This window comes from Inquilinus sp. YAF38 (genome assembly GCF_052113205.1).
Taxonomy (GTDB): Bacteria; Pseudomonadota; Alphaproteobacteria; order DSM-16000; family Inquilinaceae; genus Inquilinus.
Genome location: NZ_JBFRCU010000012.1, coordinates 1 through 26155, shown reverse-complemented (window position 1 = coordinate 26155; position 26155 = coordinate 1). Strand labels below are relative to the sequence as shown.

The window sequence follows — 26155 nt, the reverse complement described above, 5'->3', positions numbered from 1 at the left end:
ATGGCCGAACCCCTGATCCGCATGGCGCATATCAGCAAATTCTACGGCCGGGTCCGGGCGCTGGAGGATGTCAGCCTGGCGGTGGGCGAAAGCGAGATTGTCGGCCTGCTCGGCGATAACGGCGCCGGCAAGTCGACGCTGATCAAGATTCTGTCGGGCGCCGTGCCGTACACCAGCGGCGACATCTTCATCCGCGGCCGCAAGGTCGAGATCGGCAGCACCACCGACGCCATCGCCCTTGGCATCGAGACGATCTACCAGGATTCGGCGCTGGTGACGCAGCTGTCGATCGCCCGCAACCTGTTCCTCGGCCGCGAGCCGATCCGCGGCCCGCGCCTGCTGAATCGCATGGACCATGCCGCCATGGACGCGGTCGCGCGCGACCTGCTGAAGCGGGTCGGCATCAGCAAGGACATCCCGCCCGACACGCCGATCGGCTCGCTGTCCGGCGGCGAGCGCCAGGCCGTGGCGATCGCCCGCGCCATGCATTTCGACAGCGACCTGATCATCCTCGACGAGCCGACCAACAATCTCGGCGTGGCAGAGACGCAAGGGGTGCTGCGCTTCGTCCGCAACGTCCGGGATTCCGGGCATTCCTGCATCTTCATCGCCCACAACATCCACCATGTCTTCCAGGTGGTCGACCGCATCGTCGTGATGCGCCGCGGCCGGGTGGTGGCGGACGACATCGACCCCAGGCACACCAGTGTCGAGGCGGTGGAGCGGGTCATCACCGGAATGACGGAAGACGGTATCGCGCTGGCCCGGTAGAGCGCCGCGCGGTCAGCCGGACGGTCCGCTCCCGTCCGGCAGCAGGAAGGTCAGGGTGTGGGTGCCGGGCGGCAGGATCGCCTCGCCCCGGACCGGCGCGTCGCCGAGCCGCGGGTCGCCGTGGCGCGGGCCGGGACGGAAACGCCCCTCGCAGCCCTCGGGCAACGTGAGCGTGTAGACCACCCGCCGGCCTTCGCAGGACCAGGACGCCTCGATCCGGCCCTGCCGGACGTCGTGGAAGGCCGAGACCGACGACAGGGTGGGGATCGGCGCCGGGTCGACGAGGACACGGACGAAGCCCGGCGCCCCGGGGTCGGGCGCCAGGCCGGCGACGCTCTCGAACAGCCACTGGCATACGGCGCCATAGGCGTAGTGATTGTAGCTGTTCATGCTGGGCTCGTAGATCGAGCCGTCGGGCGCCATGGCGTCCCAGCGCTCCCAGATCGTCGTCGCGCCCTGCGCTACCTGGTACAGCCAGCCCGGCACCTCCGGCTGCAGGAACACCTTCGCCGCCACGTCGTCGAGACCGAGCTTGGTCAGGGCCGGCAGCAGCGCCGGCGTGCCGATAAAGCCGGTGCCGATCTTGTGGTCGGCGTCGATGACAATCTGCCGGAAATAGCCCTTCGCCGCCTCGCGCTGCGGCTCCGGCACCAGGTCGTACAGGAAGGCGAGCGCGTAGGAGGTCTGGTCGTTGTGCGCCAGCCGGCCGGATGGCGCGATGAACTCATGCACGAACGCGGCCCGGATCGCCTCCGCCCGCTGCCGCATCCGCGCTGAGAGGTCCGCTTCGCCCAGGACGCCGGCGATGCGGGCGAGCAGGTCGGTCGAGATGAAATGGTAGATCGTCGCCGCGCAATCGTCGGCGATGGTCGGCCGCGGCTTGCGGTTGTCGCCGACCGGCTGCAGCCAGTCGCCGAAGGTGAAGCCGCGCTCGCCCCAATGCGACGGCGGGCGCACCACCGGGCCGTCGGAGATCGACCACACGAAGTCGACCCACTTGACCATCGCGGGCAGGCATTCGGCCAGCACGTCGCGGTCGGCATAATGGGTGTACAGCACCCAGGGGATGACCACGATCGCGTCGCCCCAGCCGGTCGATCCGAAGAAGCCGGGGAAATGGTGCGGATGCAGCCGCGTCGGGTCGGGCGAGACATGCGGCACCGCGCCGTCCTCGCGCTGGTCCGCCACGACGTCGCGCAGGTATTTGCGCAGGAAGGAATGGCTGTCGGCGAGCCAGCAGGCCGTGCCGGCGAAGACCTGGGCGTCGCCGGTCCAGCCCAGCCGCTCGTCGCGCTGCGGGCAGTCGGTCGGCACCTCGATGAAATTCGCGCGCTGCGACCAGATCGTGTTCTGCACCAGCCGGTCGACCAGCGGATGGCCCGAGGCGAAGCCGCCCGCGGGGTCAGGCACCGAGGAGATCGGGATCGACCGGATCGCCTCGACCACCGCTTCGCCGGTGACCGTCACCCGCGCATAGCGGAAGCCGTGGAAGGTGAAGTGCGGCGCATAGGTCTCGGCATCGCCGCCCTTCAGCGTGTAGCGGGTCTCGGCCTCGGCCCGCCGATAGTTGCGGTTGTCGAAATGCCGGTCCGGGCCGAGCACCTCGGAATGCTCCACCCGCACCTCCGCCCCGGCACGGCCGCGGAGGGTGGTGCGCACATAGCCGGCGACATTCTGGCCGAAATCGTAGACCGTGCGGCCCTCGGCGTCGGTCCAGGACGCCACCGGTGCCAGCGGCGGCAACTCGCGGACCGGCGCCGTCTCATGGGCGACGAGAAGAGCCGTGTCGAAGGCCAGCACCTCGACGCCGTGGCTATCGGCCAGGGCTTCGCGTCGGGCGTCGTAGGTCTCGCCGAAATAGATACCGGACTTCCGGACCGGCAGCTCGCCACTGACCCAGGCTGCATCGGTGCGTAGAAGGATTCCCTCCGGCCCGGCCACCTCGGCGATCGCCGCCACCCGGTCGCCCCAGCAGTTCCGGATCGGCTTCTCCCCCCACATGATCGGCGAGCGATACCAGCCATCGGCGAGCCAGATCTCGATCCGGTTCTCGCCGGGCCGCAGCAGCGGCGCAACGTCATAGGCTTGGTAGGCGATACGATCGTCATAGCAGGTCCAGCCCGGCGTCAGCAGATCGTGCCCGACGCGCTCGCCATTGACGAAGCAGCGATAGAGGCCGAGTGCCGAGACGAACAGGGTGGCCTCGGCCGGAACGGTGGCGAGGTCGAAGCCGCGCGCCACGAAGCTCGCCGGCCCGCCCTCTCCCTGGTCCGCCCGGGGCGCGATCATCTCGGCATCCCAGCGCCGACGCCGAAGGGCTGTTGCCTCTGTCGTCATCTCGCTCCTCCCCTGAGCCTGGCATTTGTAGACCGATCTACACATGCTTCACCATTCCCTTGGCCGGCGCAACCGGAAATCAGGCTTCCGCGCCCGCTACCGATCGGAATTGGTGGATCGGCGCACGATCAGTCGAGGCTCCGTCACGGCGTGGATCTCGCTCCGCCGCCCATCGATCCGGTCGATTAACAGATCCGTCGCCTTCCGCCCCAGCGTGACCGCGTCCTGGTCGACCGATGTCAGCGAGATCTGCAGCAGGCCCGCGACCCAGGAATTGTCGTAGCCGACGACGGCGAGGTCGTCCGGCACGCGCAGGCCGAGCTGGTCCGCCGCCGCCAGCACGGCGATGGCCACCTTGTCGGTCCAGGCGAAGATCGCCGTCGGCCGATCCGGCCGCGCCAGCCATCCGGCGGCGAGGTCGCGTTCATGCAGAGAATCGGGGCTCCACCGGCTGTCGACGATGGTGGCCTCCAGGCCGTGGCACGCCATGGCCTCGATATAGCTTTCGCGGCGCACGGTCGCGGAATTGGTCCCGCGGGCGCCGCTTTCCTCGAGGCCGAGGAAGCCGATGCGGCGGTGGCCCGCCGCGACCAGATGGTCGACCACGGCGGCGGCGCCGGCGCGGTCGTCGTTGTTGACGGTGTCGAAGCCGCCGCCGCTGTCGTGCCATCCGATCACCACGACCGGCACGTCCCGCGCGACCTCGACCAGATAGTCGCGCTCGAGATGCGGCCCGATCATGACCAGCCCATCCAGATTGCGGTCGAGCATGGTCTCGATCAGGCTGCGCTCGGTCGCGTCGGCCGAGGGGCGGACACCCAGCAGCGGCTGGTACTTCGTCTGTTTCAGCCGGGCGACGACGCCGTCGAAGATGTCCGGGAAGAACGGGTTGCGGATGTCCGACATCAGGACGCCGAGCGTGTCGGTCGACCCGCGCAGGCCCCGCGCCGCCATCTGCGGCCGGTAGGCCAGCTCGCGCATCGCCGCCTCGACCCGGCGGCGCATCTCGTCGGACAGGCCGTAGGCGTTGCGCAGCACTTTCGACACGGCGGCGCGCGAGACCCCGGCCCGGTCGGCGACATCCTGGATGGTGGCACGCTTGCTCAATCGACGATCCCCGCACGGCAGCACGCATCGGTCTATTCCGGCGCGCGCGTCCGGACAACTGGTCAGCCTTTGACGGCCCCCGAAGTCATGCCCTCGACGATCTGCCGGTTGAAGAACAGGAACATCACCAAAGGCGGGATGGTGATGATCAGGATGTTCATGAACAGCAGGTTGAACGACGTGTTGAACTGGCTCTGGAAATTGTAGAGCGTCAGTTGCACCGTCGCGTTCTGCGCCCCCGGCAGGTAGTAGAGCGGGTTGGTGAAGTCGTTGAAGATCGCGACCGACTGCACGACGATGGTGGTGACGACGACCGGCTTCAGCAGCGGCAGGATGACCCGGAAGAACAGCTGCAGCGGCCTGGCGCCGTCGATGATCGCCGCCTCGTCCAGGTCGCGCGGGATCGTCGCAATAAAGGCGCGGAACAGCAGGATCGAGAAGGACAGGCCGTAGGCGACCTCGATCAGGATCAGGCCCGACAGCGTCTTGAACAACCCGAGCGACTGCATCACCCAGATCGTCGGCACCACCGCCGGCGGCATGATCAGCCCGGTCAAGACGAGGAGGTTGATCACCCCGTTCCAGCGCGACAGCCGCCGCTGCAGCACGAAGCCGACCATGGCGGCGAAGACCACCAGGAGCGTCACGCTGGCGACCATCAAGATGGTGCTGTTGACGAAGGCGGTCAGCAGCATGTGGTTCCGCGTCGACACCACCTCGCGGATGTTGTCCCAGAGCCGGATCGTCTCCGGCCAGGTGAACTGCAGCAGCGCGGCCTCCTGCTTGTCCTTCAGCGCCGTCACCACGATGAAGGCGAAGGGCACGAGGAAGACGAGGGCCGAGACCAGCAGCGCCGCGATGCCCCAGCCATAGTAGCGGGCCCGGCTCATGCCTCGACCTCCCGGCGGTTGAGGTACAGCGACAGCGGCACGACCAGCAGCGCCACCAGCAGGAACAGCACCACGTTGCCGGCGGTGGAGAGGCCGTAGAAGCCGGCCTGGTACTGCTTGTAGATGACCGAGGCGATCACGTCGGAGGTGAAGCCCGGCCCGCCGCTCGTCATCGCCCAGATCAGGTCGAAGGACCGCAGGCCGCCGATGAAGGACAGGATGATCACGGTGGCCGTCGCCGGGCGGATCAGCGGCAGGGTGATGTGGCGGAAGCGGTCGAACGGGCCGGCGCCGTCGATCTTCGCCGCCTCGTGGTAGTCCCGTGGGATCGAGACCAGGCCGGCGATATAGATGACCGTGGCCAGGCCAACGCCCTTCCACACATCGACCAGGGCCACCGACAGCAGCGCCAGGTCGGGGTCGGTGAGCCAGGCCGGCCCCTGCAGCCCGAACAGCGACAGCCCCACATTGATCAGCCCCCTGGTGGGATGCATCATCACCGAGAAGGCGATGCCGACCCCGATGGTCGAGACCAGGACGGGGAAGAAGACGATCGCCCGCAGCAGGTCGCGCCCGAAGATCGGCGCCGTCAGCAACAGCCCGAGCAGCAGCCCCAGCACCACCTTGAGGCCCGAGGTGACAGCGGCGTAGATCAGCGTGTTGGTAATGCCCTGGAACAGGAACGGCTCGCGGAAGAACTGCCGGAAGTTGTCGAGCCCGATGAAGGCGTAGCTGAACAGCGTCCACCGCGTCAGGCTGAAGAACAGCGACGCCAGGGTCGGCACCAGGAACAGCGTGCCGAAGACGATCGCGGCGGGCAGGTGGAACCACAGCGGATAAGCGTTGCCGCGGCGGCGCCGGGACGGGGAGGAGCGGGAGCGTCGCGCCATGGCCGCCGACGAGGCGGGGCCGGGCGGGCTGGTTTCGGGCAGCATCACTCCCAGCCGGACAGGCCAAGCTGCAGCGCCTGCTTGCGCACGTCCTCATCATAGAGCGCCGCGCCGTCGGCGGCGGGGCGGATGCCGGAGCCGACCTCGACCGTGATCTGCTCCAGTGCCGGGCCCTTGATCGGCGACAGGAACTCCAGCGCCGGCGCAGTGGCGCCGTCCTTGCCGAAATAGCCGAGCAGATCGGAGACGATCGGCGGGATGTCCGCCGGCAGGACGCAGCTCTTCAGGAAATAGGGGCCGGTGGCGCCGATGGCCCTGGTCTGCGCCTCGCATCCTTCCTTCGAGGCGATGAAGTTGACGAACTTCCTGGCCTCGTCGAGATGCTCGGTGCTCTTCGGGATGTAGATGCCCGCGAGCATCCAGGTGGTCAGGCCGTTGGCGTCCGGGTCGTCCCCCGGCATGGCGAAGAAGCCGACATCGTCGATGAACTCGCCGTAGTTTTCGCGGATGTTGCCGACGGCGTTGGTGAGCATCGGATAATGCGCGCCCTCGCCCTTGGCGATCATGCGCAGCCGTCGTCATAGGTGGCGGAGGCGAAGTCGGGGTTGAGGTAGCCCGCCTTGAACACTTCCTCCTGGTGCTGGAAGCCTTTCAGGGCCGCGGGGCTGGTGGCGAATTTCGCCTTGTTGGCGGTGTAGCGCTCGAGGAAGTCCGGCTCGGCTTTCAGCACGTTGTAGAAATCGCCAAGCACGAAGAGCTGCGAGGTCCAGGTGTCCTTGAAGGTCTGGATCACCGGCGCAATGCCGCCCTTGGCCTTGATCGCCGCGTTGTTGTTCATGAACTCGGCCCAGCTCTTCGGCACCGACAGGCCGAGGGTGGCGTAGATCTTCTTGTTGTAGAGGATGCCGCCGCCCATGGCGCCCTGGATCGGCGCCCCGTAGACCCGGCCGTTGGCGCTGACCACACCCTTGAAGATGTCGAGCACGTCGGCCTGGAACGGCTCGTCGGTGAGATCGACGAGGGTCTGCTCCGGATTGATGGCGTGGAACAGTGACCCGGCATTGTAGAGGAACACATCGGTCATGTCGCCGGTCGCCAGCCGGGTCTTGATCAGGTTGTCGCCTTCCGCCCCGCCCGGCCGGGTCTCGACCTCGATCTCGATGTCGGGATTCCGGGCGGTGAACTCCGTCGCCAGGGTCTCGGCGACCTTCACCGTGGACGGGGCGTTGTCGACCAGGAAGGTCAGGCTGACGGTGTCGGCCCGGGCGGGCGCAGCAAAAGCGAGGCCGACGGAGACCGCGGCGAGCAGGAGCGGCCGGAGGAGGCTCATGGCGTTCTCTCCCTTCTGATCCGTCCGACAGGGCATCAGATGGGAGGGCCGCGGAAACGCCGGCATGGGCCGCGGCGTCCGGCGTCGACCGTCCGAGATCGCGCGGTGCCTGGCGCCCGGACCTCGTCCTCCCTGCCCCCTCTTCTGGATGGGTCACAGGGAAGTGTAGATCGGTTTACATTATCGGAAAAGCGCTATTGCCGTCGGTCCTTCCGTGAGGACCTGATCGCCTCAGGCCGGCGCCAGGATCTCCGCGTGCCGGGCCAGCAGGTCGCGCAGCTGCGCCATCTCCTCCGGCTTCAGGTCGGTCAGCGGCGGGCGCACCGGGCCGGCGGAGCGGCCGAGCACGGTCAGCCCGGCCTTGATGATCGACACGGCATAGCCCTTGCCGCGGTTCCGGATCGCCAGCAGCGGATAGTAGAAGTCGCGCAGCAGCGCGTCGGTGGTCGCCGTGTCGCCGTCGCGCAGGGCGCGGTAGAAGCGCTGCGCCAGCTCCGGCACGAAGTTGAACACGGCCGAGGAATAGGTGGTCACGCCGGCGGCGAAATAGGGGGCCGCGAACACCTCATGCGTCGGCATGCCGCCGATATAGGCCAGGCGGCTGCCCATCCGGCGGGTGATCTCCAGCACCAGATCGACCTGGCCGTGGCCATCCTTGAAGCCGACCAGGTTCGGGCAGGCATCGCACAGCCGGGCGATGGTGTCGGCCGACAGCACCGCATTGTCGCGGTTGTAGACGATGACGCCGATGCCGACCGCGTCGCACACCGCCTTGACATGGGCGTAGAGGCCCGCCTGCTCCGCCGTCATCAGATAGGGCGGCAGCAGCAGGGTGCCGTCGGCCCCCGCCGCCTCGGCGGCCCGGGCGATCTCGACCGCGGTGTGGGTGCCGTAGCCGCAGCCGGAGACGATCGGCGTGGACCCGGCAGCGTCCTTCGCCGCGCGCACCACCTGCGGCACCTCGGCCGGGGTCAGCGAGAAGAACTCGCCGGTGCCGCCGGCGGCGAACAGCACCGCGGCGTCGAAGCCGCCGAGCCAGCCGACATGCGCCTCGTAGCCGGCGCGGTCGAAGCGGAAATCGGCATCGAAATGGGTCACGGGGAAGGACAGGAGCCCTGCGGACAGGGCCCCTTTGAGCTGCTGGGGATCCATGAAGGCCTCGTTGTCGGATCGGCGGGCGGTCGGATCAGCGGGTCACGGACCCCGGATAGAGCTCGCTCAGCGCCTGGAGCTGGGCGGCGATGTAGCCGTAGCAGAAGGCGAAGGCGACGCCTTCCGGGTCGCGGCCGCTGATGGTCGGCACATGATCCGGCATCACCATGTAGGGGTAGCCGAGCTCGGCGTAGAGCTTCATCGACCGCCACATGTCCATGTCGCCCTCATCCGGGAACGTCTCCATGAAGGAGAGCTTGCCGCCGCGGATGTTGCGGAAATGGACGTTGAAGATCTTGCCGCGGCTGCCGAACCAGCGGATCACGTCGTCGATCTCCTTCCCCGGGTTCTCGAGCATCTCACCGATCGAGCCCTGGCAGAAGTTGAGGCCGTGATAGGGGCTCTCGCGCATCAGCACGAACTTCTTCAGCCCCTCGACCGTGCCCAGCACCCGGGTGACGCCGCGATAGCCGGGCGGGGTGTAGGGGTCGTGCGGATGGCAGGCCAGCCGGATCCGGTTCGCCGTGGCGACCGGGATCACGCGCTCGAGGAAATAGTCGATGCGCTCCCAGTTCTCATCCTCGGACAGGGTGCCGATCACCGTCGGCGGCGCGTCGTGGTCGGCCTTGTCCCAGCGGAAGGAGGCGTTCAGCGACCCGCCGCGCCCCGGCTCGTCCGGCGTGCGCGGGATGCCGATGATGTTGAGGTTGTACTTGGCGGCTGGAATCCCGGCCTTGGCCAAGTTCTCGATCAGCCGGCAGATCGAGTCGATCTGGCGGTCGCGGTCCGGGCCCGCCGACAGGATGTCGGGACTGTCCGACTGCTCGATCGGGCGGGAACCGAGCGGCAGTTGCACCATGTCGAGCACCAGGCCGAAGCTCTCAAGCTTTTCGCGATGGCGCAGCAGCACGTCCAGCGACCAGTCATGCGGGTTGCCGGGCGGGTTGTCGTTGAGGTGGCGGACGCCGAGCTGGGCCATGACCCGGTAGTCGTCGTCGTCTCGAACCCCGTTCTGCGTTCCGAGATACATGCCCGCACCCTCCCTGCTATCGGCTTTGTTGGCTGAGCTAATATGACATCATATGACTGATGACAAGCCGGAACGCGGCGACACTGGTCAGGATTCGGCGTCGGCCGGCAACCCGCCCAGGGCGCGGTAGCGGCGCTGGCTTTCGGTCAGGTGGTGGCGCATCGCCAGGCGGGCGCCATCCGGATCCTGGCGCTCGATCGCCTCGATGATCCTGGCATGCTCGACGATCACCTTGCGCAGATAGCCGGTGGTCGCCTCGGCCGATTCGCCCAGCCGGCTGCGCGGGATGGTGCGCTTGCCGAGATAGGTCAGGACGTCGGTGTAGAAGTGGTTGTTGGTGGCCGCGGCGATTGCCAGGTGCAGCCCGAAATCGGCATCGACAGCGCTGCCGCCGATATCGACCGCAGCGATCATCCGGTCATGCGCCAGCAGGATCTCGGCCTCCTGCCGCGACGACCGGCGCTGCGCCGCCAGGCCAGCCGCCTCGATCTCCACCCCCATGCGGAACTCGAGCAATTCCAACACTTCTGACAGCCGGGTGAAGTCGCCCGACAGGAGGCCGGGCTCGGGCTCCGCCCCCGTCGTCACGAACACGCCGACGCCCTGGCGCGGCTCGACCAGCCCCTTGGCCCGCAGCTCGGCGATCGCCTCGCGCACCACGGTCCGGCTGACGTTGAATTCGTCGATCAGGCGCTGCTCGGTCGGCAGCCTGGCGCCGACCGGCAAAGCGCCGTTGGCGATCCGGCTGCGCAAGGCCTCGGCGACTGCGGTGGCCAGCTTCTCGCGACGCCGTGGCGGCCCCGCTTCGGCTCCAATTGGGTTCGGCACCGCTCCTCCTGATCGCTTCTTCGTTGGGGGCGTGCCCTCCGCCCATCCGTCCGACGGCAGTCACACATTTGACTCTTGCGAAGTCAAGATCGGCAATGATAAGTCATCAGACAACAGACATCATATAAAATTAGGGAGGCCCGGACCATGGGGAAATGGGGTAGAAGGCTGCTGACCCTGGCGGTCGCACTGGTGCCGGTCTGCGGCACCGCCGCGGCCAAAACACCGGCGGACCAGCTGGTGATCGGGGCGTCGCTGGCGCAGGTGCTGTCGCTGGATCCGGGACAGGCCACCGAATCCGGTTCCTGGATCATCACCTCAAACATCTACGACCGCCTGGTCTCGACCGATCCGAACGACGCGACCAAGCTGGTGCCGCAGCTGGCCGAAAGCTGGGAGGTCGACGGCCGGTCCATCGTCTTCCATCTGCGCGACGCCAAATTCGCCAGCGGCAATCCGGTCACGGCCGAGGATGCGGCGTGGTCGCTGCGGCGCATGCTGAAGCTGAACCAAGCCGCCGCGTCGCTGTGGAAGCCCTACGGCTATGACGAAAAGAACATCGACGATTTCCTCGAGGTGGTCGACCCGAAGACCTTCCGCCTCAAGCTGCCGGAGGGCACGATCGCCGAATTCGTGCTGTTCGCCCTGTCGGGCAACAACGGCGCCGTGATCGACAAGGCCGAGGCCACCAAGCACGAGGCCAACAACGATTTCGGCAATGCGTGGCTGCGCGCCAACTCCGCCGGGTCCGGCCCGTTCGTGCTGCGCCGCTGGTCGCCGAACGAGATCATCCTGATGGACCGCAACGACGCCTTCTGGGGCGGCGCGCCGGCGATGAAGCGGGTGGTGCTGCGCCACGTCGCGGAAAGCCAGGTGCAGCGCCTGCTGCTGGAGCGCGGCGACATCGACGTGGCGACGGCGCTGGCCGCCTCGGACATCGCCGCCTTCGACGGCAAGGCCGGCTTTGTCACCCAGCGGGTGCCGACCGGCGGCTTCTACGTGCTGGCGATGAACACGCAGAACCAGTACCTGGCCAACCCAGATGTCCGCCGCGCCATCGCCTGGGGCCTGGACTATGCCGGCATGCAGAAGACGATCATGGGCCCGTACGGCCGGGTCCGCCAGGTGCCGGTGCCGGAGAACTATCCGACCGCCCTGCCCGACCCGGGCTATACGCTGGACGTCGCCAAGGCCAAGGAGCTGCTGGCCAAGGCCGGCTTTCCGGACGGCTTCCCGCTGGTGCTGAAGACGATCGCCGAGACCCCGCGCGTCGACCTGGCCACCGCGATCCAGGCCTCGCTGGCCCAGATCGGCATCAAAGTCTCGATCGAGCAGGGCAATGGCAGCCAGATCATCGCCTCCCACCGCGCCCGGGAGTTCGACCTGCTGATGCCGCTGACCGGCGGCGGCAACATGGCCGATCCGATCGGGTCGCTGCAGAACTTCACCTACAACCCGGACAACAGCCCGACCGGCAATTCCGGCTACTTCACCTGGCGGTCGGCCTGGGACATCCCGGAGCTGACCAAGCTGACGGTGCAGGCCCGCGGCGAGGAAGACCGCGCCAAGCGCGAGGCCCTGTACACCGAGATCCAGAAGCAGTTCCTGGCCAGCGGCCCGGCGATCCTGCCGATGTTCGAGCGATTCGCGCCGGTGGTGGTGGCGGCCAATGTCGAGAACTTCATCGGCCAGGGCTTCCGCGGCGTCCGGCTGGATATCGTCAGCAAGAAGGCCGAGTGACCGCGATGCGGACCGGCGGATGGGAGACGACATGACCCGCGACCTGCCGCTCAAGCTGCTGCGCCGCGTCTTCAGCCTGGCTCTCAGCCTTCTGGTCCTCCTGTGCCTCACCTTCGTGATCGGGCGGCTGATGCCGTCCGATCCGGTGGGCGCCATCGTCGGCGAGCTGGCGGACCCGGCGGCCTATGCGGCGATGCGGGCCAAGATGGGCCTCGACCTGCCGATCCCCGAGCAGTTCTGGGTCTATCTGAAGAACATGGCCCAGGGCGACCTGGGCACCGCGGTGCTGACCGGCAACCCGGTTGCGTCGGACCTGGCCGCAGCCTTCCCGGCGACGCTGGAGCTGGCGACGCTGGCCATCATCCTCAGTGTCGCCGTCGGCGTGCCGCTCGGCCTGCTGGCGGCGCTGTACCGCGACACGCTCCTGGACCAGATCGCCCGGGTGTTGGCCCTGCTGGGCCATTCTCTGCCGGTGTTCTGGTTCGGCATCGTCGGGCTGATCGTGTTCTATGCCGGGCTGCAATGGGTCGGCGGGCCGGGCCGGATCGACGTGTTCTACGAGGACATCGTCGAGCCGCGGACCGGCGCCATCCTGATCGACAGCCTGCTGGCCGGCGAGCACGAGATCTTCTGGAACGCGCTGAGCCACCTGATCCTGCCGGCCTGCATCCTGGCCTATGCCGCGATGGCCTATATCGTCCGCATGACCCGCAGCTTCACGCTGGAGCAGCTGGGCCAGGACTACATTATCGCCGCCCGAGCCAAGGGCTTGCGGCTGCCGGCCGTGGTCTGGGGCCACATCCTGCCGAACATCGCGGTGCAGCTGGTCACCATCCTGGCGATCTCCTACGGCCATCTGCTGGAGGGGGCGGTGCTGGTGGAGATCGTGTTCTCCTGGCCCGGCATCGGCCAGTACATGACCAACGCGCTGATGATCGGCGACATGAACGCCATCTTGGCCTGCACCCTGCTGATCGGCCTGATCTTCATGATCCTCAACGTCCTCGCCGACGCCGCCTATCTGGCGCTCGACCCCCGCACACGGGAGGCCCGCTGATGTCGATGCAGGCAGAGCAGCCGATCGTGCCAATCGCGGCCGAACCGGCCGCCGGCGGCGCCTGGTCGGTCCAGATCCGTCGCTTCCGGCGCGAGAAGCTGGGCATGGCCGGGCTGGCCGTCATCGGATTCCTGGTGGTCATCGCCCTGCTGGCGCCCTGGATCGCCCCCTACGACCCGGCCGTGCAGAACCTCAACAACGTGCTGCAGCCGCCCGGTTGGGGCCATCTCGCCGGCACCGACGAGCTCGGTCGCGACATCTTCAGCCGGCTGGTCTGGGGCAGCCGGATCACGCTACAGATCGTCGGCACGGTGACGCTGATCATCGGCCCGATCGGCCTCCTCATCGGCGTCGTCGCCGGCTATTGCGGCGGGCATGTCGATGCCGTGCTGATGCGGGCCACCGACATCGTCCTGTCCTTCCCGTCGCTGGTGCTGGCCCTGGCCTTCGCGGCGGCGCTGGGCGCCGGGCTGGGCACCGCGATCGTCGCCATCTCGCTGACCGCCTGGCCGTCGATCGCCCGGCTGGCGCGGGCCGAGACGCTGGTGGTGCGCCAGGCCGAATACATCGCCGCGGCGCGGCTGTACGGCGCCTCGCACCTCCGCCTGATCGGCCTCTATGTGATGCCGATGTGCATCCCGTCGGTCATCGTCCGCCTGACCCTGTCGATGGCCGGGGTCATTCTGACCGCGGCGGGCCTCGGCTTCCTCGGCCTCGGCGCCCAGCCGCCGGCGCCGGAATGGGGGGCGATGATCTCCAGCGGCCGCAAATTCATGCTCGACGCCTGGTGGGTCTCGGTGATGCCCGGCCTGGCGATCCTGGCGACCAGCCTGGCCTTCAACCTGCTGGGCGACGCCCTGCGCGACGTGCTGGATCCCCGCCATGCCCGCTGACGCCCCCATGCTTCAGGTGGAGAACCTGTCGGTGACCTTCGGCCACGGCGCCTATGCCGTCCGGGCGGTGCGCGACGTCAGCTTCGCGCTGGGCCGCGAGCGGCTGGGCATCGTGGGCGAATCCGGCTCCGGCAAGTCGACGGCCGGGCGCGCGATCATGCGGCTGCAGCCGAAGGGCGCGCAGGTGCAGGCCGACACGCTGCGCTTCATGGGCCGCGACCTGCTGGCCCTGCGCGAGCGCGAGCTGACCCGGATCCGCGGCCGCGACATGGCCCTGATCCTGCAGGACCCGCGCTATTCGCTGAACCCGGTGAAGCCCATCGGGGCGCAGATCGCGGAATCGGCGCGGGTCCATCTGAAGCTGGGCGGCCGGGCGGCGCGCAAGGCGGCGCTGGAGATGCTGGGCCATGTCCGGATCCGCGATCCGGAACGGACCATGGCGCTGTACCCGCACGAGATCTCGGGCGGCATGGGCCAGCGCGCCATGATCGCCATGATGCTGCTGAACAAGCCGAAGCTGGTGATCGCCGACGAGCCGACCTCGGCGCTCGACGTCAGCGTGCGCCAGGACGTGCTGACCTTGCTGGACGGGCTGGTGCGGGAGAACGGCTCCGGCCTGATCCTGATCAGTCACGACATCCGCATGGTGGCGCGCTTCTGCGACCGTATTCTCGTCATGTATGCCGGCCGGGTGGTCGAGGAGCTGCGCTCGCTCGACGAGGCCGCGCATCCCTATACGCGGGGCCTGATCGCCTCGATGCCCGGCTTCGACGGCCCGCGGCCGCACCGGCTGCCGGTGATCGACCGGGCGAGACTCGCCGCCTTCGAGGAGGCCGCCCGATGAGTTCCGGCGAGGCGATGGTCCGGGTCGCGGATCTCGATGTCCGCTTCCAGTCCCGCCGCGGCACCGCGCATGCGGTGAAGAGCGTGTCCTTCGCGGTCGAGCCCGGCGGCGCGCTGGGCATCGTCGGCGAATCCGGCTGCGGCAAGTCGACGGTGCTGCGGTCCCTCGCCGGGCTGGAGCAGCGCTGGACCGGCCGGATCGAGCTGGCAGGGAAGCCGGTCCAGCCGAAGCGCGGCCGCGACGAGCTGGCCCGGGTGCAGATGGTGTTTCAGGACCCCTACGGGTCGCTACATCCGCGGCACCGCATCGGCCGTGCCCTGGCCGAGCCGCTGATCGCCATGGGCCTGCCGGACCCGTGGGACCATGTCCCCGGCGCCCTGGCGCGGGTCGGCCTGCCCGCCCGCTTCGCCGACCGCTATCCGCATGAGCTGTCGGGCGGCCAGCGGCAGCGCGTCGCCATCGCCCGGGCGCTGGCCCTGCGGCCGTCGATCGTGCTGCTGGACGAGCCGACCTCGGCCCTCGACGTCTCGATCCAGGCCGAGATCCTGAACCTGCTGATGGCGCTGCGTGAGGAGCACAGGCTGACCTATGTCTTCGTCAGCCACGACCTCGCCGTGGTCGGCCAGATGTGCGACCGGGTGCTGGTGATGAAGGACGGAGCCTGCATCGAGGAGCTGTCCTCCGACGCGCTGCGCGCCCGCACCGTCGCCGCGCCCTACACCCAGGAGCTGATCGCGAACAGCTTCCTCTGACCGGCGGCAGTTGCGCGATTTGCTCGAGCCACACGTGACGCGGACGGCGTGCTGTTTCTCCCAACCTCCGTCACCTGCAGCTACGATGGCCCCTTCGACGCTGCCGCGGCGCGGAAGTCCACCGCGCCCAGGCCGCCCGGAGCGACCAGATCCTGGATCGCCCCGGCGAGGCCGCGCTCACGGTCGGCGACGAAGCGCTCATAGAACGCCACGTTGGCCCGGCCGATGCCGTGCTCGGCGCTGAAGCTGCCGCCGAAGCGCCCGGCCGCCTCGCCGAACACCAGCTCGCGCAGCGGCGCCGGGTCGCGCGCCAGGGCGGAGTCGCGCGGCAGCACCAGGTTGAAGTGCACGCCCCCATCGCCGACATGGCCGAAATCGCAGATCCGCGCCTCCGGGAACCGCTGCGCCAGCATCTCGGTCATCGCCCGGCGGAACGGCATCACGTCGGCGCGGGCGAAGCCGAGGTCGAAGGCGACCACCCGGCCCTCCGCCGCCAGGCTCTCGCTCAGCACATGCCGCAGGGCCCAGAAGTCAGAGCCGCGGCCCGGCATGGCGTCGGCCAGCGGGGCGCCTGGCAGGTCCCAGATCTCCGTCAGCGCCTGCTCCATCAGGGCATCGATCGACGGCTCCTGCTCCCGCGCGGCCCAGGAGCGCTCGATCTCGACCAGGATGCAGAAGGGTGGCGGCGGATTCGGCGCGAACGGGTTGCGCAGCCGCTCATGGTGCTTCAGCGCCAGCTCGACCGCGGCGCCCGACAGGCCCTCGAACGCCGCAAGATGGTCGCCGACCCGCTCCTCGAACGCGGTCAGCAGCGTCATCACCGAATCATCATCGCGCGGCACCAGGATGGCCGTGGCCGATTGCTGCGGCAGGCGGCGCAGCTCCAGCACCGCGCGGGTGACTAGGCCGTAGGCGCCGCCGGTGCCGATGAAGAGCTGCTTGAGGTCGAGCCCAGTGTTGTTCTTGCGCAGCGGCCGCATCAGGTCGAGCACGGTGCCCTGCGCGTCGGGCAGCACGACCTCCAGCCCCAGCACGTGCCGGCGCATGTCGCCGTAGCGGATGAACCGCGCGCCGCCGGTGTTGGTCGCGACCATGCCACCGACCATCGGGTCGGCCCCTAGATCGATCGGCAGGGTCAGGCCGTGCGGCGCCAGCACCTGATTGAGGGCGGACAGGCGCAGGCCGGCGCCGACGGTGGCGCTGCGGTTCGCCACGTCCACGTCTAACGGACCCGTAAATCGGTCGAGGCTGAGCACGCCCTGCGCCCCGCCGGGGTCGGGCGTCGAGCCGGCGACGAGGCCGGTGTTGCCGCCCTGCGGCACCAGCCGGATGCCGTGGCGCACGCAATGGGCGACGACGGCGGAGGCCTCGGCCGTGGTCGCCGGGCGGGCGACGAAGGCAGCGCGGCCGTGGTCGTAGCGGGCGCCGGTCTCATAGGCGGAGAGGTCATCGGGCGCCGCGAGCAGGCCGCGCTCTCCGAGCACCGCCCCCAGGGCTTGCAGATGGGTGTCGTTCACTCGCAGGCTCTCCCGGCGCGGGCCCGGGCGGCGGCCGGCCTCCCTGCCGGTCGGGCCCGCCCCGCAGGACGGATACGGCAGCCGGGGCCGCCGCCTGCCGACTCTGCGTTGTCACCGCCGAACTTGTCAACTTATGCTTTTTTCAGACAAGCAAACTGCAGCCGCTTGGATTGATCGTCGTCAACCCGTTGATTTGTCGTAAATAAATAGTCCGAGTCGCCTTGCCCGACCGGCCGGAGGCGGGATTGCCTGGCCCCTGACAACTATCGCCGAAGAGCCGCTTCGGGCCGCCACTTGTCAGGCAACCGGGTCGCCGGCCGCCGCGGCCGCCGCTACAGGTGGATGCCGTCGAACACCCGTTCCTGCGCGTTGCGGATATGGGCCTGCATCGCCTCGCGCGCCTTGACCGCATCGCCGTCGCGGATCGCCTCATACACCGCCGCATGCTCGCGCTGGACCATCGCCAGGTGCCCGGCCGAATGCAGCATCGAGAAGCTGCGCGCGAGGTCGATGACATAGTCGAGATGCGGCCGCACCGCGGCCAGCGCCGCCTCGAAATACTGGTTCTGCGTCGCCCGGGCGATCGCGGTGTGGAAGTCGCTGTCCTGCTGCACGCCGATCTTGCCGGTGCGGATCGCCTGGTCGATGGCGTCGAGCTCGCCCTTCACCGCGGCCAGCAGCGCCTCGTTGCGGTTCAGGGCGGCGGCGTAGGCGACCTCGCCCTCCAGCGCGACGCGGAACTCGTAGATGCGCCGGACATCCGAGATCGTCTGGATGCCCTGGCCGCCATTCGCCAGCCGCGGCGGCGGCTCGGCCACGCCGACGACGAAGCTGCCGGCGCCCTGGCGGGACTGGATCAGCCCCTCCTCGCGCAGCCGGCGCAGGGCCTCGCGCACGATCGGCCGGGACACGCCGAAGCTCTGGCTCAGCTCCTTCTCGGACGGCAGCTTGCCGTCCCCCGGAAACTGGCCGCGCTGGATCCGCCCCAGCATGTCGCCATACAGGATATCGCTCAGTCTTGGACGTTGGGACACCGGAACCCTTTGCCGCCTGCGGGCCTGATTGTTTGCAAGTGAGGTTACACGTTATGCCGGGAAGCTCAAAGCCCGGCCGTTCCGGAAAATGGCACGATCGCGCGGCTTCAAGCCTTCCTCGTTGTCTCGGGCGGACTGCACCGCTTCGCCCACATGTCAGTTGACATGTAATTTTCAGCCGGATAGATGTCAAAAACAAGAGCCCGGACCACATCGGGCAAAAATCGACATCTCGGCCGCGGGCCATGCCGCCCGCGCGCCAAAACAGGGGATGGCACCATGGTCGGGGATAGAAGCTGCATGACCACGACGCGCCGCGCGCTGCTGGGGGCCGGGCTTTCTTTGCCCCTCCTCTCGCTGCCGGGCCTCTCGCTGCCGGCACGGGCCCAGTCGGCCGACGGCATCCTGCGCTACGGTCTGTCGGCCTTTCCGCCCAACCTGCAGCCCTGGGTCAGCACCGGCGCGGCCGCCGGCACAGTGAAGCTGATGCTGCACCGCAGCCTGGTCGGCTATGACAGCAAGGGCCAGCTGCGCGGCGAGCTGGCCGAATCCTGGTCGGTCGACGACGAGGGCGCCTGGGTGTTCAAGCTGCGCCCCGGCTGCGTCTTCCAGAACGGCGACCCGGTCACCGCCGACGACGTGAAATGGTCGATCGAGCAGATCGCCGGCGAGACCTCGACCGCCTATATGCGCACCCAGTTCCAGGGCATCGCGCGCATCGAGATCCCCGACCCGCAGACCGTCCGCCTGGTGACCAAGACGCCGACGGCGACGCTGCCGGCCTGGTTCGCCAACTACAACACCTTCGTGCTGTCGCGGAACTCGACGCCGAGCGAGCCGATCGGCGCCGGGCCGTTCCGCTTGGCCGGGCAGGAGCGCGGCACCTCGATCGAACTGGCCGCCTTCGACAAGTTCTACAAGCCGGGCTACCCCAAGCTGAAGGGCATCCGCTTCACCGTCTATGCCGACGAGAACCTGCGCGTCGCGGCGCTGCAGAGCGGCGATGTCGACATGATCGAATACGTGCCCTGGCAGTCGATGGGTGCGGTCGAAGCCGACCCGCGGCTCAGGCTCGACACGGTCGAGGGGCCGTTCATGTGCGTGCTGTTCAACGCCACCCGGCCGCCCTTCGACGATCCGCGCGTGCGCCGGGCGATTGCCCATGCGGTGAAGCGCGAGGACATCGTCAAGGCCGCCTTCTTCGGCCGCGGCAAGCCGCTGGAAGGGGTACCGATCACCGCCGGCACGCCGTGGCACGACGACGAATTGGCGCATGGCTGGGCCTACGACCCCGCCCGAGCCAAGGCGCTGCTGGCCGAAGCCGGGCATCCGGACGGATTCCAGACCACGCTGCTGGCCACCGCCCAGTACGGCATGCACAAGGACACCGCCGAGGTGGTGCAGCAGCATCTCGCCGCCATCGGCATCCAGTGCGAGCTGCAGCTGCCGGACTGGTCGACCCGCGTCGCCCGCGGCACCAAGGGCCAGTACGACATCGCCATCCACGGTCTGGCCGCCGACAACAACGACCCCGACGGGCTGACCGGGGTGCTCGACACCTCGCTGGCGCCGACCCATGGCCGCTCCTTCGGCCTCAAGGCGCCGAGGACCGTCGACGCGCTGGCCCGTGGCCGGGGCGAGTTCGACCCGGCCAAGCGGGTCGAGATCTACAAGGAGATGCAGCGCGCCGCCCTCGAGGAGGTGCCGCTGGCCGGGCTGGCCTGGCGGTCGCAGGGCTACGGCCTGGACCGGCGCCTCACCGGCTTCACCAACCTGCCCGGCGCGCTGACCACCTCCTCCGGCGCGACGCTCGAGGAGACCATGTTCGGATGATCGCCGGGCTGCTCCGCCGCATCGGAACGTCGCTGGCCCTGGCCTGGATCGTCGCCACGATCGTGTTCCTGGCGCTGCACATGGTGCCCGGCGACCCGGCGGAGCTGCTGCTGTCGACCGGCGGCATCGCCCCCGACCCGGCCACGGTGGCCGAGCTGCGCGAGAAGCTGGGCCTCGACCGGCCGCTGGCCGACCAGTATCTCGACTTCCTGTCCGGCCTGCCGCGGGGCGACCTGGGCAACTCCCTGGTCGACGATTATCCGGTGGCGCAGGAGATCGCGTTGCGCCTGCCGCGCACGCTGGAGCTGATCGCCGCCGGGGCGCTGCTGGCCGTGATCTTCGGCATCCCGGCCGGCACCTACGCCGCGATGCACCGTGGCGGAACCTTCGACCGCATCGCCTCCGGCCTCGCCGCGCTGCTGCTGGCGGTGCCGGTGTTCGTGGTCGGCACCCTGCTGATCCTGCTGATGGCCCAGGCCTTGCGCCTGATGCCGGCCGGCGGCTTCGTGCCGCTGGCCCAGGATCCGATGAAGCACCTGACCCTGCTGGCCCTGCCGGCGATCGCCATCGCCAAGGGCCTGACCGCGATCGTGTTTCGGATGACGCGGTCCTCGGTGCTGGACGCCCTGTCGCGCGACTATGTCCGCACCGCCCGGGCCAAGGGCCTGTCCCCCGCCCGGGTGCTGGTTCACCACGTCGTGCGCAACGCGCTGAGCCCGGTGCTGACCGTGCTGGGCCTGCAGATGGGCACCATGCTGGGCGGCACGGTGCTGGTCGAATACGTCTTCAACTGGCCCGGCCTGTCGACGCCGCTGCTGCACGCAGTCGAGGCGCGCGATTATCCGATGGTGGTCGGGATCGTCCTCACCGTCTCCGGCCTGTTCCTGCTGATCAACCTGGCGATGGACATGCTCTACGCCGTGCTCGATCCGCGGATCCGCGCGGCATGAAGCGCCTGTGGCTCCCGGGCGCGCTGGTCGCCGCCGTCATCCTGCTGGCGCTGCTGGCGCCGTGGCTGGGCCTGGCGGACCCGGTCAAGCAGGACATCGCCCAGCGCCTGGCCGGGCCGATGCCAGGATCGCCGCTGGGGCGTGACGAGTTCGGCCGCGACGTCCTGTCCCGCCTGATCTGGGGCGCCCGCACCAGCCTGGGCGTCGCCTTCGCCGCCGCCGCGATCGCCGGCATCCTCGGCACCGCGCTGGGGCTGGTAGGCGGCTGGTTCCGCGGCATCGGCGAGCTGCTGGCGGTGCGCAGCATGGACATCATCCTGTGCTTCCCGCCGGTGCTGCTGGCGCTGCTGGTCGTCACCCTGCTCGGACCCGGCGCCGGCACGCTGATCCTGGTCCTGTCGGTGCTGTACCTGCCCGGCTTCGCCCGGGTCACCTATGCCGAGGTGCTATCGGCCCGCAGCCATGACTATGTCGAGGCGGTGCGCGCCCTGGGCGCCCCGACCGGCCGGATCCTGCTGCGCACCGTGCTGCCGAACATCGCCGGGCCGGTGCTGGTGCAGCTGTCGCTGGCCGTCGCCGCCGCGGTGGTGCTGGAGAGCGGCCTGTCCTTCCTCGGCCTCGGCGTGGTGCCGCCCGCCCCGTCCTGGGGCCTGATGATCCGCGGCGCCCGCGCCACCATGGAGCAGTCGCCGCTGCTGCTGCTGTGGCCCTGCGCGGCGCTGAGCCTGACCATCCTGGCGATGAACCTGCTGTGCGACGGGCTGCGCGACGCGGTCGACCCGCGCACCCCGGCCGCCCGCCCCCGGCCGCGCCTGATCGACCGCATGCTGCCCGGGCTGCTGCCGCCGCCGGCACGGACCGATGCCGTGCTGGACCTGCAGGGCCTGACCGTCGAGATCGCCACCGCGCGCGGCATCATCCGGCCGGTCGAGGATGTCTCGTTCTCGGTCCGCCCCGGCGAGACCATGGCCATCGTCGGCGAGAGCGGCTCCGGCAAATCGGTGACCGCCACCGCGCTGATGGGCTTGCTGCCGCCGGCGGCGCGGCCGGTCGCCRGCGCCGCCTGGCTGGGCGAGCGCGACCTGCTGCGGCTGGACGAGCCGGCGCTGCGGGCACTGCGCGGCGGCGCCATGGCCATGGTGTTCCAGGACCCGATGAGCAGCCTGAACCCGGTGCACCGGGTCGGCGACCAGGTGGCCGAGGCGATCCGCGCCCATCGCCGGATGTCGGCCAAGGCGGCGCGGGCCGAGGCGCTGGGCCTGTTCCGCCGCGTCGGCATCGCCGATCCGGAGCGGCGGCTGGACGCCTGGCCGCACGAGCTGTCGGGCGGCATGCGCCAGCGCGTCATGATCGCCATGGCGCTAGCGAACCGCCCGGGCCTGCTGATCGCCGACGAGCCGACCACGGCGCTGGACGTCACCGTCCAGGCCCAGATCCTGGAGCTGCTGGCCGAGCTGCAGCGCGAGACCGGCACGGCGATGATCTTCATCACCCACAGCCTGGGCGTCGTCGCCGAGATCGCCGATCGGGTCACGGTGATGTATGCCGGGCAGGTGGTCGAGCAGGGCGACGCCGCCGCGGTGTTCGCCGCTCCCCTGCACCCCTACACCCGCGCCCTGCTGGCGGCGACGCCGGATGGCGACGGCCAGCCCGCCGGCATTCCCGGCGTGGTGCCGCAGCCCCATGCCTTCCCGGCCGGCTGCCGCTTCGCGCCGCGCTGCAGCCATGCCGTCGCAGCCTGCACGGCGGCGCCGGTGCCGCTGGACGAGGCGCGGGCGGGGCATCGGACCCGCTGCATCCGCTGGCAGGAACTGGCGAACGGGACGGAGGCCGCGGCATGACCCATCCCTCGGCGACGCCGCTGGTCGAGGCCCGGGGCCTGTCCAAGGTCTTCCACACCGGCGGCCTGTTCCGGCGCGGCCGGGCGGTGCAGGCGGTGCGCGCGGTCGATGCCGGCGTGGCCCGCGGCGAGGTGCTGGGCGTGGTCGGCGAATCCGGATCGGGCAAGAGCACGCTGGGCCGGCTGATGCTGGGGCTGATGCCCGCCAGCGGCGGGACGGTCAGCTTCGACGGCCAGCCGCTGGGCCGCCCCTCCGGCCGCGAGTGGCGGGCGCTGCGCCGGCGCATGCAGATCGTGTTCCAGGACCCCTATGGCAGCCTCGACCCGCGCCGCCGGGTCGGCGCCCAGGTCGCCGACGGCCTGGCCATCCACCGCGTCGGCGATGCCGGGCAGCGCGCCGATCGTGTCGCGGGGATGCTGGAGCGGGTCGGCCTCGACCCCAGCTATGCGCAGCGCTACCCGCATGAATTCTCCGGCGGCCAGCGCCAGCGCATCGGTCTGGCGCGCGCCCTCGCCAGCGGGCCGGACTTCCTGGTCGCGGACGAGCCGGTGTCGGCGCTGGACGTCTCGATCCAGGCCCAGATCGTGCAGCTGCTGGCCGAGCTGCGGCGCGACCTGGGCCTGGCCATGCTGTTCATCAGCCACGACCTGCCGGTGGTGCGGCACCTGTGCGACCGGGTGATGGTGATGTATCTCGGCCGGGTGATGGAGGAAGGCCCGGCCGAGGCCGTGTTCACCAGCCCGGCCCACCCCTACACCCGCGCTTTGATCTCGGCGACGCCGCAGTTGCGGCCCGACCGCCGCGCCGGCCGGATCCTGCTGGCTGGCGACCCACCGAGCCCGTCCAACCCACCCTCCGGCTGTGTCTTCCGCACCCGCTGCGCCCATGCGCGGCCGGCCTGCGCCGAGACGGTGCCGGAGCTGCGCCCCCACGGCGAGGCCCGCCGTGTCGCCTGCATCCGGGCCGAGGAGATCGCCTGATGACGATCCGGCCCGCCCACCGATCTGCCGACGAGGAGTAAGAGCTTTGGCCGCGAAGACGGAACCGAAGGTGCATCTGGGCACCATCACGGGCGGCGAGGCCCGCGAGACCCTGGCGCAGAACCCGGTGATCCTGCTGCCGATGGGCAGCCATGAGGACCAGGGGCCGCACGCGCCGATGGGCGACTACCTGCTGGCCGAGAAGATCGCCGAGCTGGCGGCCATCCGCGCCAGCCAGCGCGGCATCCGGACCCTGGTGGCGCCGGTGCTGCCCTATGGCGGCGTCGACTGGTTCGGCCCGATGATCGGCGGCATCGCCCTGTCGCAGTCGACCCTGACCAGCGTCATCACCGACATGGTGTCGTCGCTGCACAAGACCGGCCTGACCCGGCTGGTCGTCATCAACGGCCATGGCGGCAATGTCGGGCCGATCGCCGAGGTGGCGCGCAGCCTGTACCTGCGCGACGGCACGGTGCTGCCCAGCCTGTATCTGTGGCGCATCGGCTATGGCCTGCTGCCCGGCATCGTCGGGGCCGAGGTCTCCGCCAAGGTGGCCGGTCACGGCGCCGACCCGCTGACCAGCATCGGCCTGCACCTGTTCCCGGAGCTGATGCGCCCGGAGATGATGCCGACGGAGCGGCCGGCGAAGCGCGACCCGGTGCTGGACCTGCCCTTCACCGGGCTCGGCACCGCCAGCTTCGACGGCGCCGAGATCGGCATGCCGAACCAGTATGACGAGGTCTACACGCTCGGCGTCGGCAAGGGCGATCCGCGGCTGTGCTCGGCCGAGACCGGCGCGGCGCTGACCGAGAAGCTGACCGAGATCTGCGCCCGCTTCGTCGCGCATTTCGCCGACAAGGTCGCGGCCTGAGACAGGCCGGGCCGCAATCAACGCCGCCCCGAACGGGGCCAACAATGGGGGCTTCCAGATGCTGACGCGCCGTCTTCTGCTCCAGACCGGGGTCGCGACCCTCGCGGCCCCGGCGATCCTCCGGGCCCAATCGCCTTCCGGCCAGATCCGGCTGATGTCCTATGCCGACGGCACCTTCCAGGACAACTACGTCAAGACCGTCATCGAGCCGTTCCAGCAGGCCTTCCCGGGCGTGCAGGTCGTCTACGCGCCGGGCGGCACCTCGGCCGAGATGCTGGGCAACATCCGCGCCCAGAAGGCGGATCCGCAGATCGACGTCACCATCCTGGACGTCACCGCCTCCAACATCGGCAACGCCGAGGGGTTGTTCGACAAGCTGAGCCCGGCCGAGGTGCCGTCGCTGGAGGAGCTGGTCCCTGAAGCCCGCGCCGCCGGCGGCGAGTTCGGGCCGGCCGTGACCTTCGACCATCTGGTGCTGGTCACCGACGCCGTGAACCTGAAGCCGCCCCTGGCCAGCCTGGCCGATCTGTGGCGCCCGGACCTCAAGGGGCTGCTGGGGATCAGCGCCCCGCCCAACATCCAGGGCCTGGCCCTGACCGTGATGGTGGAGAAGATGCTGGGCGGCGACTACCGGCAGTCGATCGATGCGGCGATCAAGAAGCTGGCCGAGCTGGCGCCGTCGGTGAACACCTGGAACCCCAATCCCGACGGCTACTCGCTGATCCAGAACGGCATCGTCCGCGTCGCCACCGGCTGGAACGCCCGGTCGCAGCGCAAGATCGACGAGACCCAGGGCAAGCTGGGCGCGCTGCTGCCGCCGGAGGGGTCGGTGTTCCAGATCAACACCATCAACCTGACCGCCGGGTCGAAGAACCGCGCCACCGCCGTCGCCTTCATCAACCACGCCTTGTCGCAGCAGGCGCAGAAGGCCTTCACCGAGCGCGTGTTCTACGCGCCGACCAACGGCAAGGCGCAGATCGACCCCAAGGCGATGGCCCGCACCGCCATCGCGCCGGAGAACCGCAGCCGCATGATCGAGGTCGACTGGAGCGAGATCGTCAAGGTGCGCGACAAGTGGAACAACCGCTGGCGCCGCGAAGTGATCTCGGCCGGCTGATCCGATGAGCTATCTCCAGCTGCAGGGCCTGGCCAAGCGCTATGGCGGCTTCGTCGCGGTCGACGATGTCACGCTGACCGTCGGCCGGGGCGAGGCGGTGGCGCTGCTCGGCCCGTCCGGTTGCGGCAAGACCACGACGCTGCGGATGATGGCCGGGCTGATCGCGCCCGATGGCGGCACCATCCGGGTCGACGGTGCCGACATCACCCACGAGCCGGCGCACCGCCGCAACATGGGCTACGTCTTCCAGTCCTACGCCCTGTTCCCGCATCTCAGCGTGGCGCGCAATGTCGGCTTCGGGCTGGAGGAGCGGCGGGTGCCGCGCGCCGAGGCCGCCGCCCGGGTCGAGGAGGCGCTGGCCATGGTGCGGCTCGGCGCGCTGGGCGGGCGC

24 protein-coding genes are annotated in these 26155 nt (G+C 69.5%); 13 read left to right on the top strand and 11 right to left on the bottom strand.

The window, feature by feature from the left end:
* Entirely contained in the window at positions 1 to 771 is a 771-nt protein-coding gene (locus tag AB4Z01_RS07745; protein WP_441692190.1) for an ATP-binding cassette domain-containing protein, read from the top strand.
* A 12-nt stretch (positions 772 to 783) separates the two neighbouring features.
* Here the strand turns inward: AB4Z01_RS07745 and AB4Z01_RS07740 are convergent, their stop codons facing one another.
* From AB4Z01_RS07740 to AB4Z01_RS07700, 9 genes are all read right to left on the bottom strand, one after another.
* Complete coding sequence (locus AB4Z01_RS07740) at positions 784 to 3060, bottom strand: family 78 glycoside hydrolase catalytic domain (RefSeq protein ID WP_441692189.1); 2277 nt, start codon at positions 3058 to 3060, stop codon at positions 784 to 786.
* Between the two features lie 144 nt (positions 3061 to 3204).
* On the bottom strand, positions 3205 to 4215 hold the full coding sequence (locus AB4Z01_RS07735; RefSeq protein ID WP_441692187.1) for a LacI family DNA-binding transcriptional regulator: 1011 nt from the start codon (positions 4213 to 4215) through the stop codon (positions 3205 to 3207).
* A gap of 62 nt (positions 4216 to 4277) precedes the next feature.
* On the bottom strand, positions 4278 to 5105 hold the full coding sequence (locus AB4Z01_RS07730; protein WP_441692185.1) for a carbohydrate ABC transporter permease: 828 nt from the start codon (positions 5103 to 5105) through the stop codon (positions 4278 to 4280).
* On the bottom strand, positions 5102 to 6040 hold the full coding sequence (locus tag AB4Z01_RS07725; RefSeq protein ID WP_441692184.1) for a carbohydrate ABC transporter permease: 939 nt from the start codon (positions 6038 to 6040) through the stop codon (positions 5102 to 5104). The genes AB4Z01_RS07730 and AB4Z01_RS07725 overlap by 4 nt, the downstream gene beginning before the upstream one ends.
* A complete protein-coding gene (locus AB4Z01_RS07720; protein WP_441692182.1) occupies positions 6040 to 6561 on the bottom strand; it encodes an extracellular solute-binding protein in 522 nt (173 codons plus the stop codon). Before AB4Z01_RS07720 ends, AB4Z01_RS07725 begins: the two co-directional genes overlap by 1 nt.
* Positions 6558 to 7325 (bottom strand): ABC transporter substrate-binding protein, encoded by a 768-nt coding sequence (locus tag AB4Z01_RS07715; RefSeq protein ID WP_441692180.1) that lies wholly within the window; start codon positions 7323 to 7325, stop codon positions 6558 to 6560. Before AB4Z01_RS07715 ends, AB4Z01_RS07720 begins: the two co-directional genes overlap by 4 nt.
* Before the next feature lie 231 nt (positions 7326 to 7556).
* On the bottom strand, positions 7557 to 8477 hold the full coding sequence (kdgD, locus tag AB4Z01_RS07710) for a 5-dehydro-4-deoxyglucarate dehydratase (protein WP_441692179.1): 921 nt from the start codon (positions 8475 to 8477) through the stop codon (positions 7557 to 7559).
* Positions 8478 to 8511: 34 nt separating this feature from the next.
* Entirely contained in the window at positions 8512 to 9507 is a 996-nt protein-coding gene (locus tag AB4Z01_RS07705) for a mannonate dehydratase (protein WP_441692177.1), read from the bottom strand.
* Between the two features lie 87 nt (positions 9508 to 9594).
* A complete protein-coding gene (locus tag AB4Z01_RS07700; protein ID WP_441692175.1) occupies positions 9595 to 10335 on the bottom strand; it encodes a FadR/GntR family transcriptional regulator in 741 nt (246 codons plus the stop codon).
* Between the two features lie 147 nt (positions 10336 to 10482).
* Here AB4Z01_RS07700 and AB4Z01_RS07695 point away from each other — a divergent pair, with 147 nt between their 5' ends.
* The 5 genes from AB4Z01_RS07695 to AB4Z01_RS07675 are packed head-to-tail and all read left to right on the top strand — an operon-like array spanning position 10483 to position 15621.
* Positions 10483 to 12075 carry an ABC transporter substrate-binding protein gene (locus AB4Z01_RS07695; RefSeq protein WP_441692174.1) on the top strand — a complete coding sequence of 531 codons (1593 nt, stop codon included), beginning with the start codon at positions 10483 to 10485 and terminating at the stop codon, positions 12073 to 12075.
* 31 nt (positions 12076 to 12106) lie between these two features.
* Positions 12107 to 13132, top strand: a complete 1026-nt coding sequence (locus tag AB4Z01_RS07690) for an ABC transporter permease (protein ID WP_441692172.1) — start codon at positions 12107 to 12109, stop codon at positions 13130 to 13132.
* Entirely contained in the window at positions 13132 to 14025 is an 894-nt protein-coding gene (locus AB4Z01_RS07685) for an ABC transporter permease (protein ID WP_441692171.1), read from the top strand. The genes AB4Z01_RS07690 and AB4Z01_RS07685 overlap by 1 nt, the downstream gene beginning before the upstream one ends.
* Positions 14015 to 14869, top strand: a complete 855-nt coding sequence (locus tag AB4Z01_RS07680; protein ID WP_441692170.1) for an ABC transporter ATP-binding protein — start codon at positions 14015 to 14017, stop codon at positions 14867 to 14869. The genes AB4Z01_RS07685 and AB4Z01_RS07680 overlap by 11 nt, the downstream gene beginning before the upstream one ends.
* A complete protein-coding gene (locus AB4Z01_RS07675; protein ID WP_441692168.1) occupies positions 14866 to 15621 on the top strand; it encodes an ABC transporter ATP-binding protein in 756 nt (251 codons plus the stop codon). The genes AB4Z01_RS07680 and AB4Z01_RS07675 overlap by 4 nt, the downstream gene beginning before the upstream one ends.
* A gap of 80 nt (positions 15622 to 15701) precedes the next feature.
* Here the strand turns inward: AB4Z01_RS07675 and AB4Z01_RS07670 are convergent, their stop codons facing one another.
* Both AB4Z01_RS07670 and AB4Z01_RS07665 read right to left on the bottom strand, forming a co-directional pair.
* A complete protein-coding gene (locus AB4Z01_RS07670) occupies positions 15702 to 17138 on the bottom strand; it encodes an FAD-binding oxidoreductase (RefSeq protein ID WP_441692167.1) in 1437 nt (478 codons plus the stop codon).
* Positions 17139 to 17470: 332 nt separating this feature from the next.
* The gene (locus AB4Z01_RS07665) at positions 17471 to 18172 is read right to left on the bottom strand and encodes a FadR/GntR family transcriptional regulator (RefSeq protein WP_441692165.1); all 702 of its coding nucleotides are present in this window, start codon (positions 18170 to 18172) and stop codon (positions 17471 to 17473) included.
* Between the two features lie 300 nt (positions 18173 to 18472).
* Here AB4Z01_RS07665 and AB4Z01_RS07660 point away from each other — a divergent pair, with 300 nt between their 5' ends.
* The 7 genes from AB4Z01_RS07660 to AB4Z01_RS07630 form a co-directional block, all read left to right on the top strand.
* Positions 18473 to 20005 (top strand): ABC transporter substrate-binding protein, encoded by a 1533-nt coding sequence (locus tag AB4Z01_RS07660; RefSeq protein WP_441692164.1) that lies wholly within the window; start codon positions 18473 to 18475, stop codon positions 20003 to 20005.
* Positions 20002 to 20955, top strand: a complete 954-nt coding sequence (locus tag AB4Z01_RS07655) for an ABC transporter permease (RefSeq protein ID WP_441692162.1) — start codon at positions 20002 to 20004, stop codon at positions 20953 to 20955. Before AB4Z01_RS07660 ends, AB4Z01_RS07655 begins: the two co-directional genes overlap by 4 nt.
* Complete coding sequence (locus AB4Z01_RS07650; protein ID WP_441692161.1) at positions 20952 to 22796, top strand: dipeptide/oligopeptide/nickel ABC transporter permease/ATP-binding protein; 1845 nt, start codon at positions 20952 to 20954, stop codon at positions 22794 to 22796. Before AB4Z01_RS07655 ends, AB4Z01_RS07650 begins: the two co-directional genes overlap by 4 nt.
* Entirely contained in the window at positions 22793 to 23776 is a 984-nt protein-coding gene (locus AB4Z01_RS07645) for an ABC transporter ATP-binding protein (RefSeq protein WP_441692159.1), read from the top strand. The genes AB4Z01_RS07650 and AB4Z01_RS07645 overlap by 4 nt, the downstream gene beginning before the upstream one ends.
* A 46-nt stretch (positions 23777 to 23822) precedes the next feature.
* On the top strand, positions 23823 to 24647 hold the full coding sequence (locus AB4Z01_RS07640; RefSeq protein ID WP_441692158.1) for a creatininase family protein: 825 nt from the start codon (positions 23823 to 23825) through the stop codon (positions 24645 to 24647).
* A 58-nt stretch (positions 24648 to 24705) separates the two neighbouring features.
* On the top strand, positions 24706 to 25764 hold the full coding sequence (locus tag AB4Z01_RS07635) for an extracellular solute-binding protein (RefSeq protein ID WP_441692156.1): 1059 nt from the start codon (positions 24706 to 24708) through the stop codon (positions 25762 to 25764).
* A gap of 4 nt (positions 25765 to 25768) precedes the next feature.
* Positions 25769 to 26155 (top strand): ABC transporter ATP-binding protein (locus AB4Z01_RS07630; protein WP_441692155.1); only part of this gene is annotated, 387 nt, incomplete at its 3' end.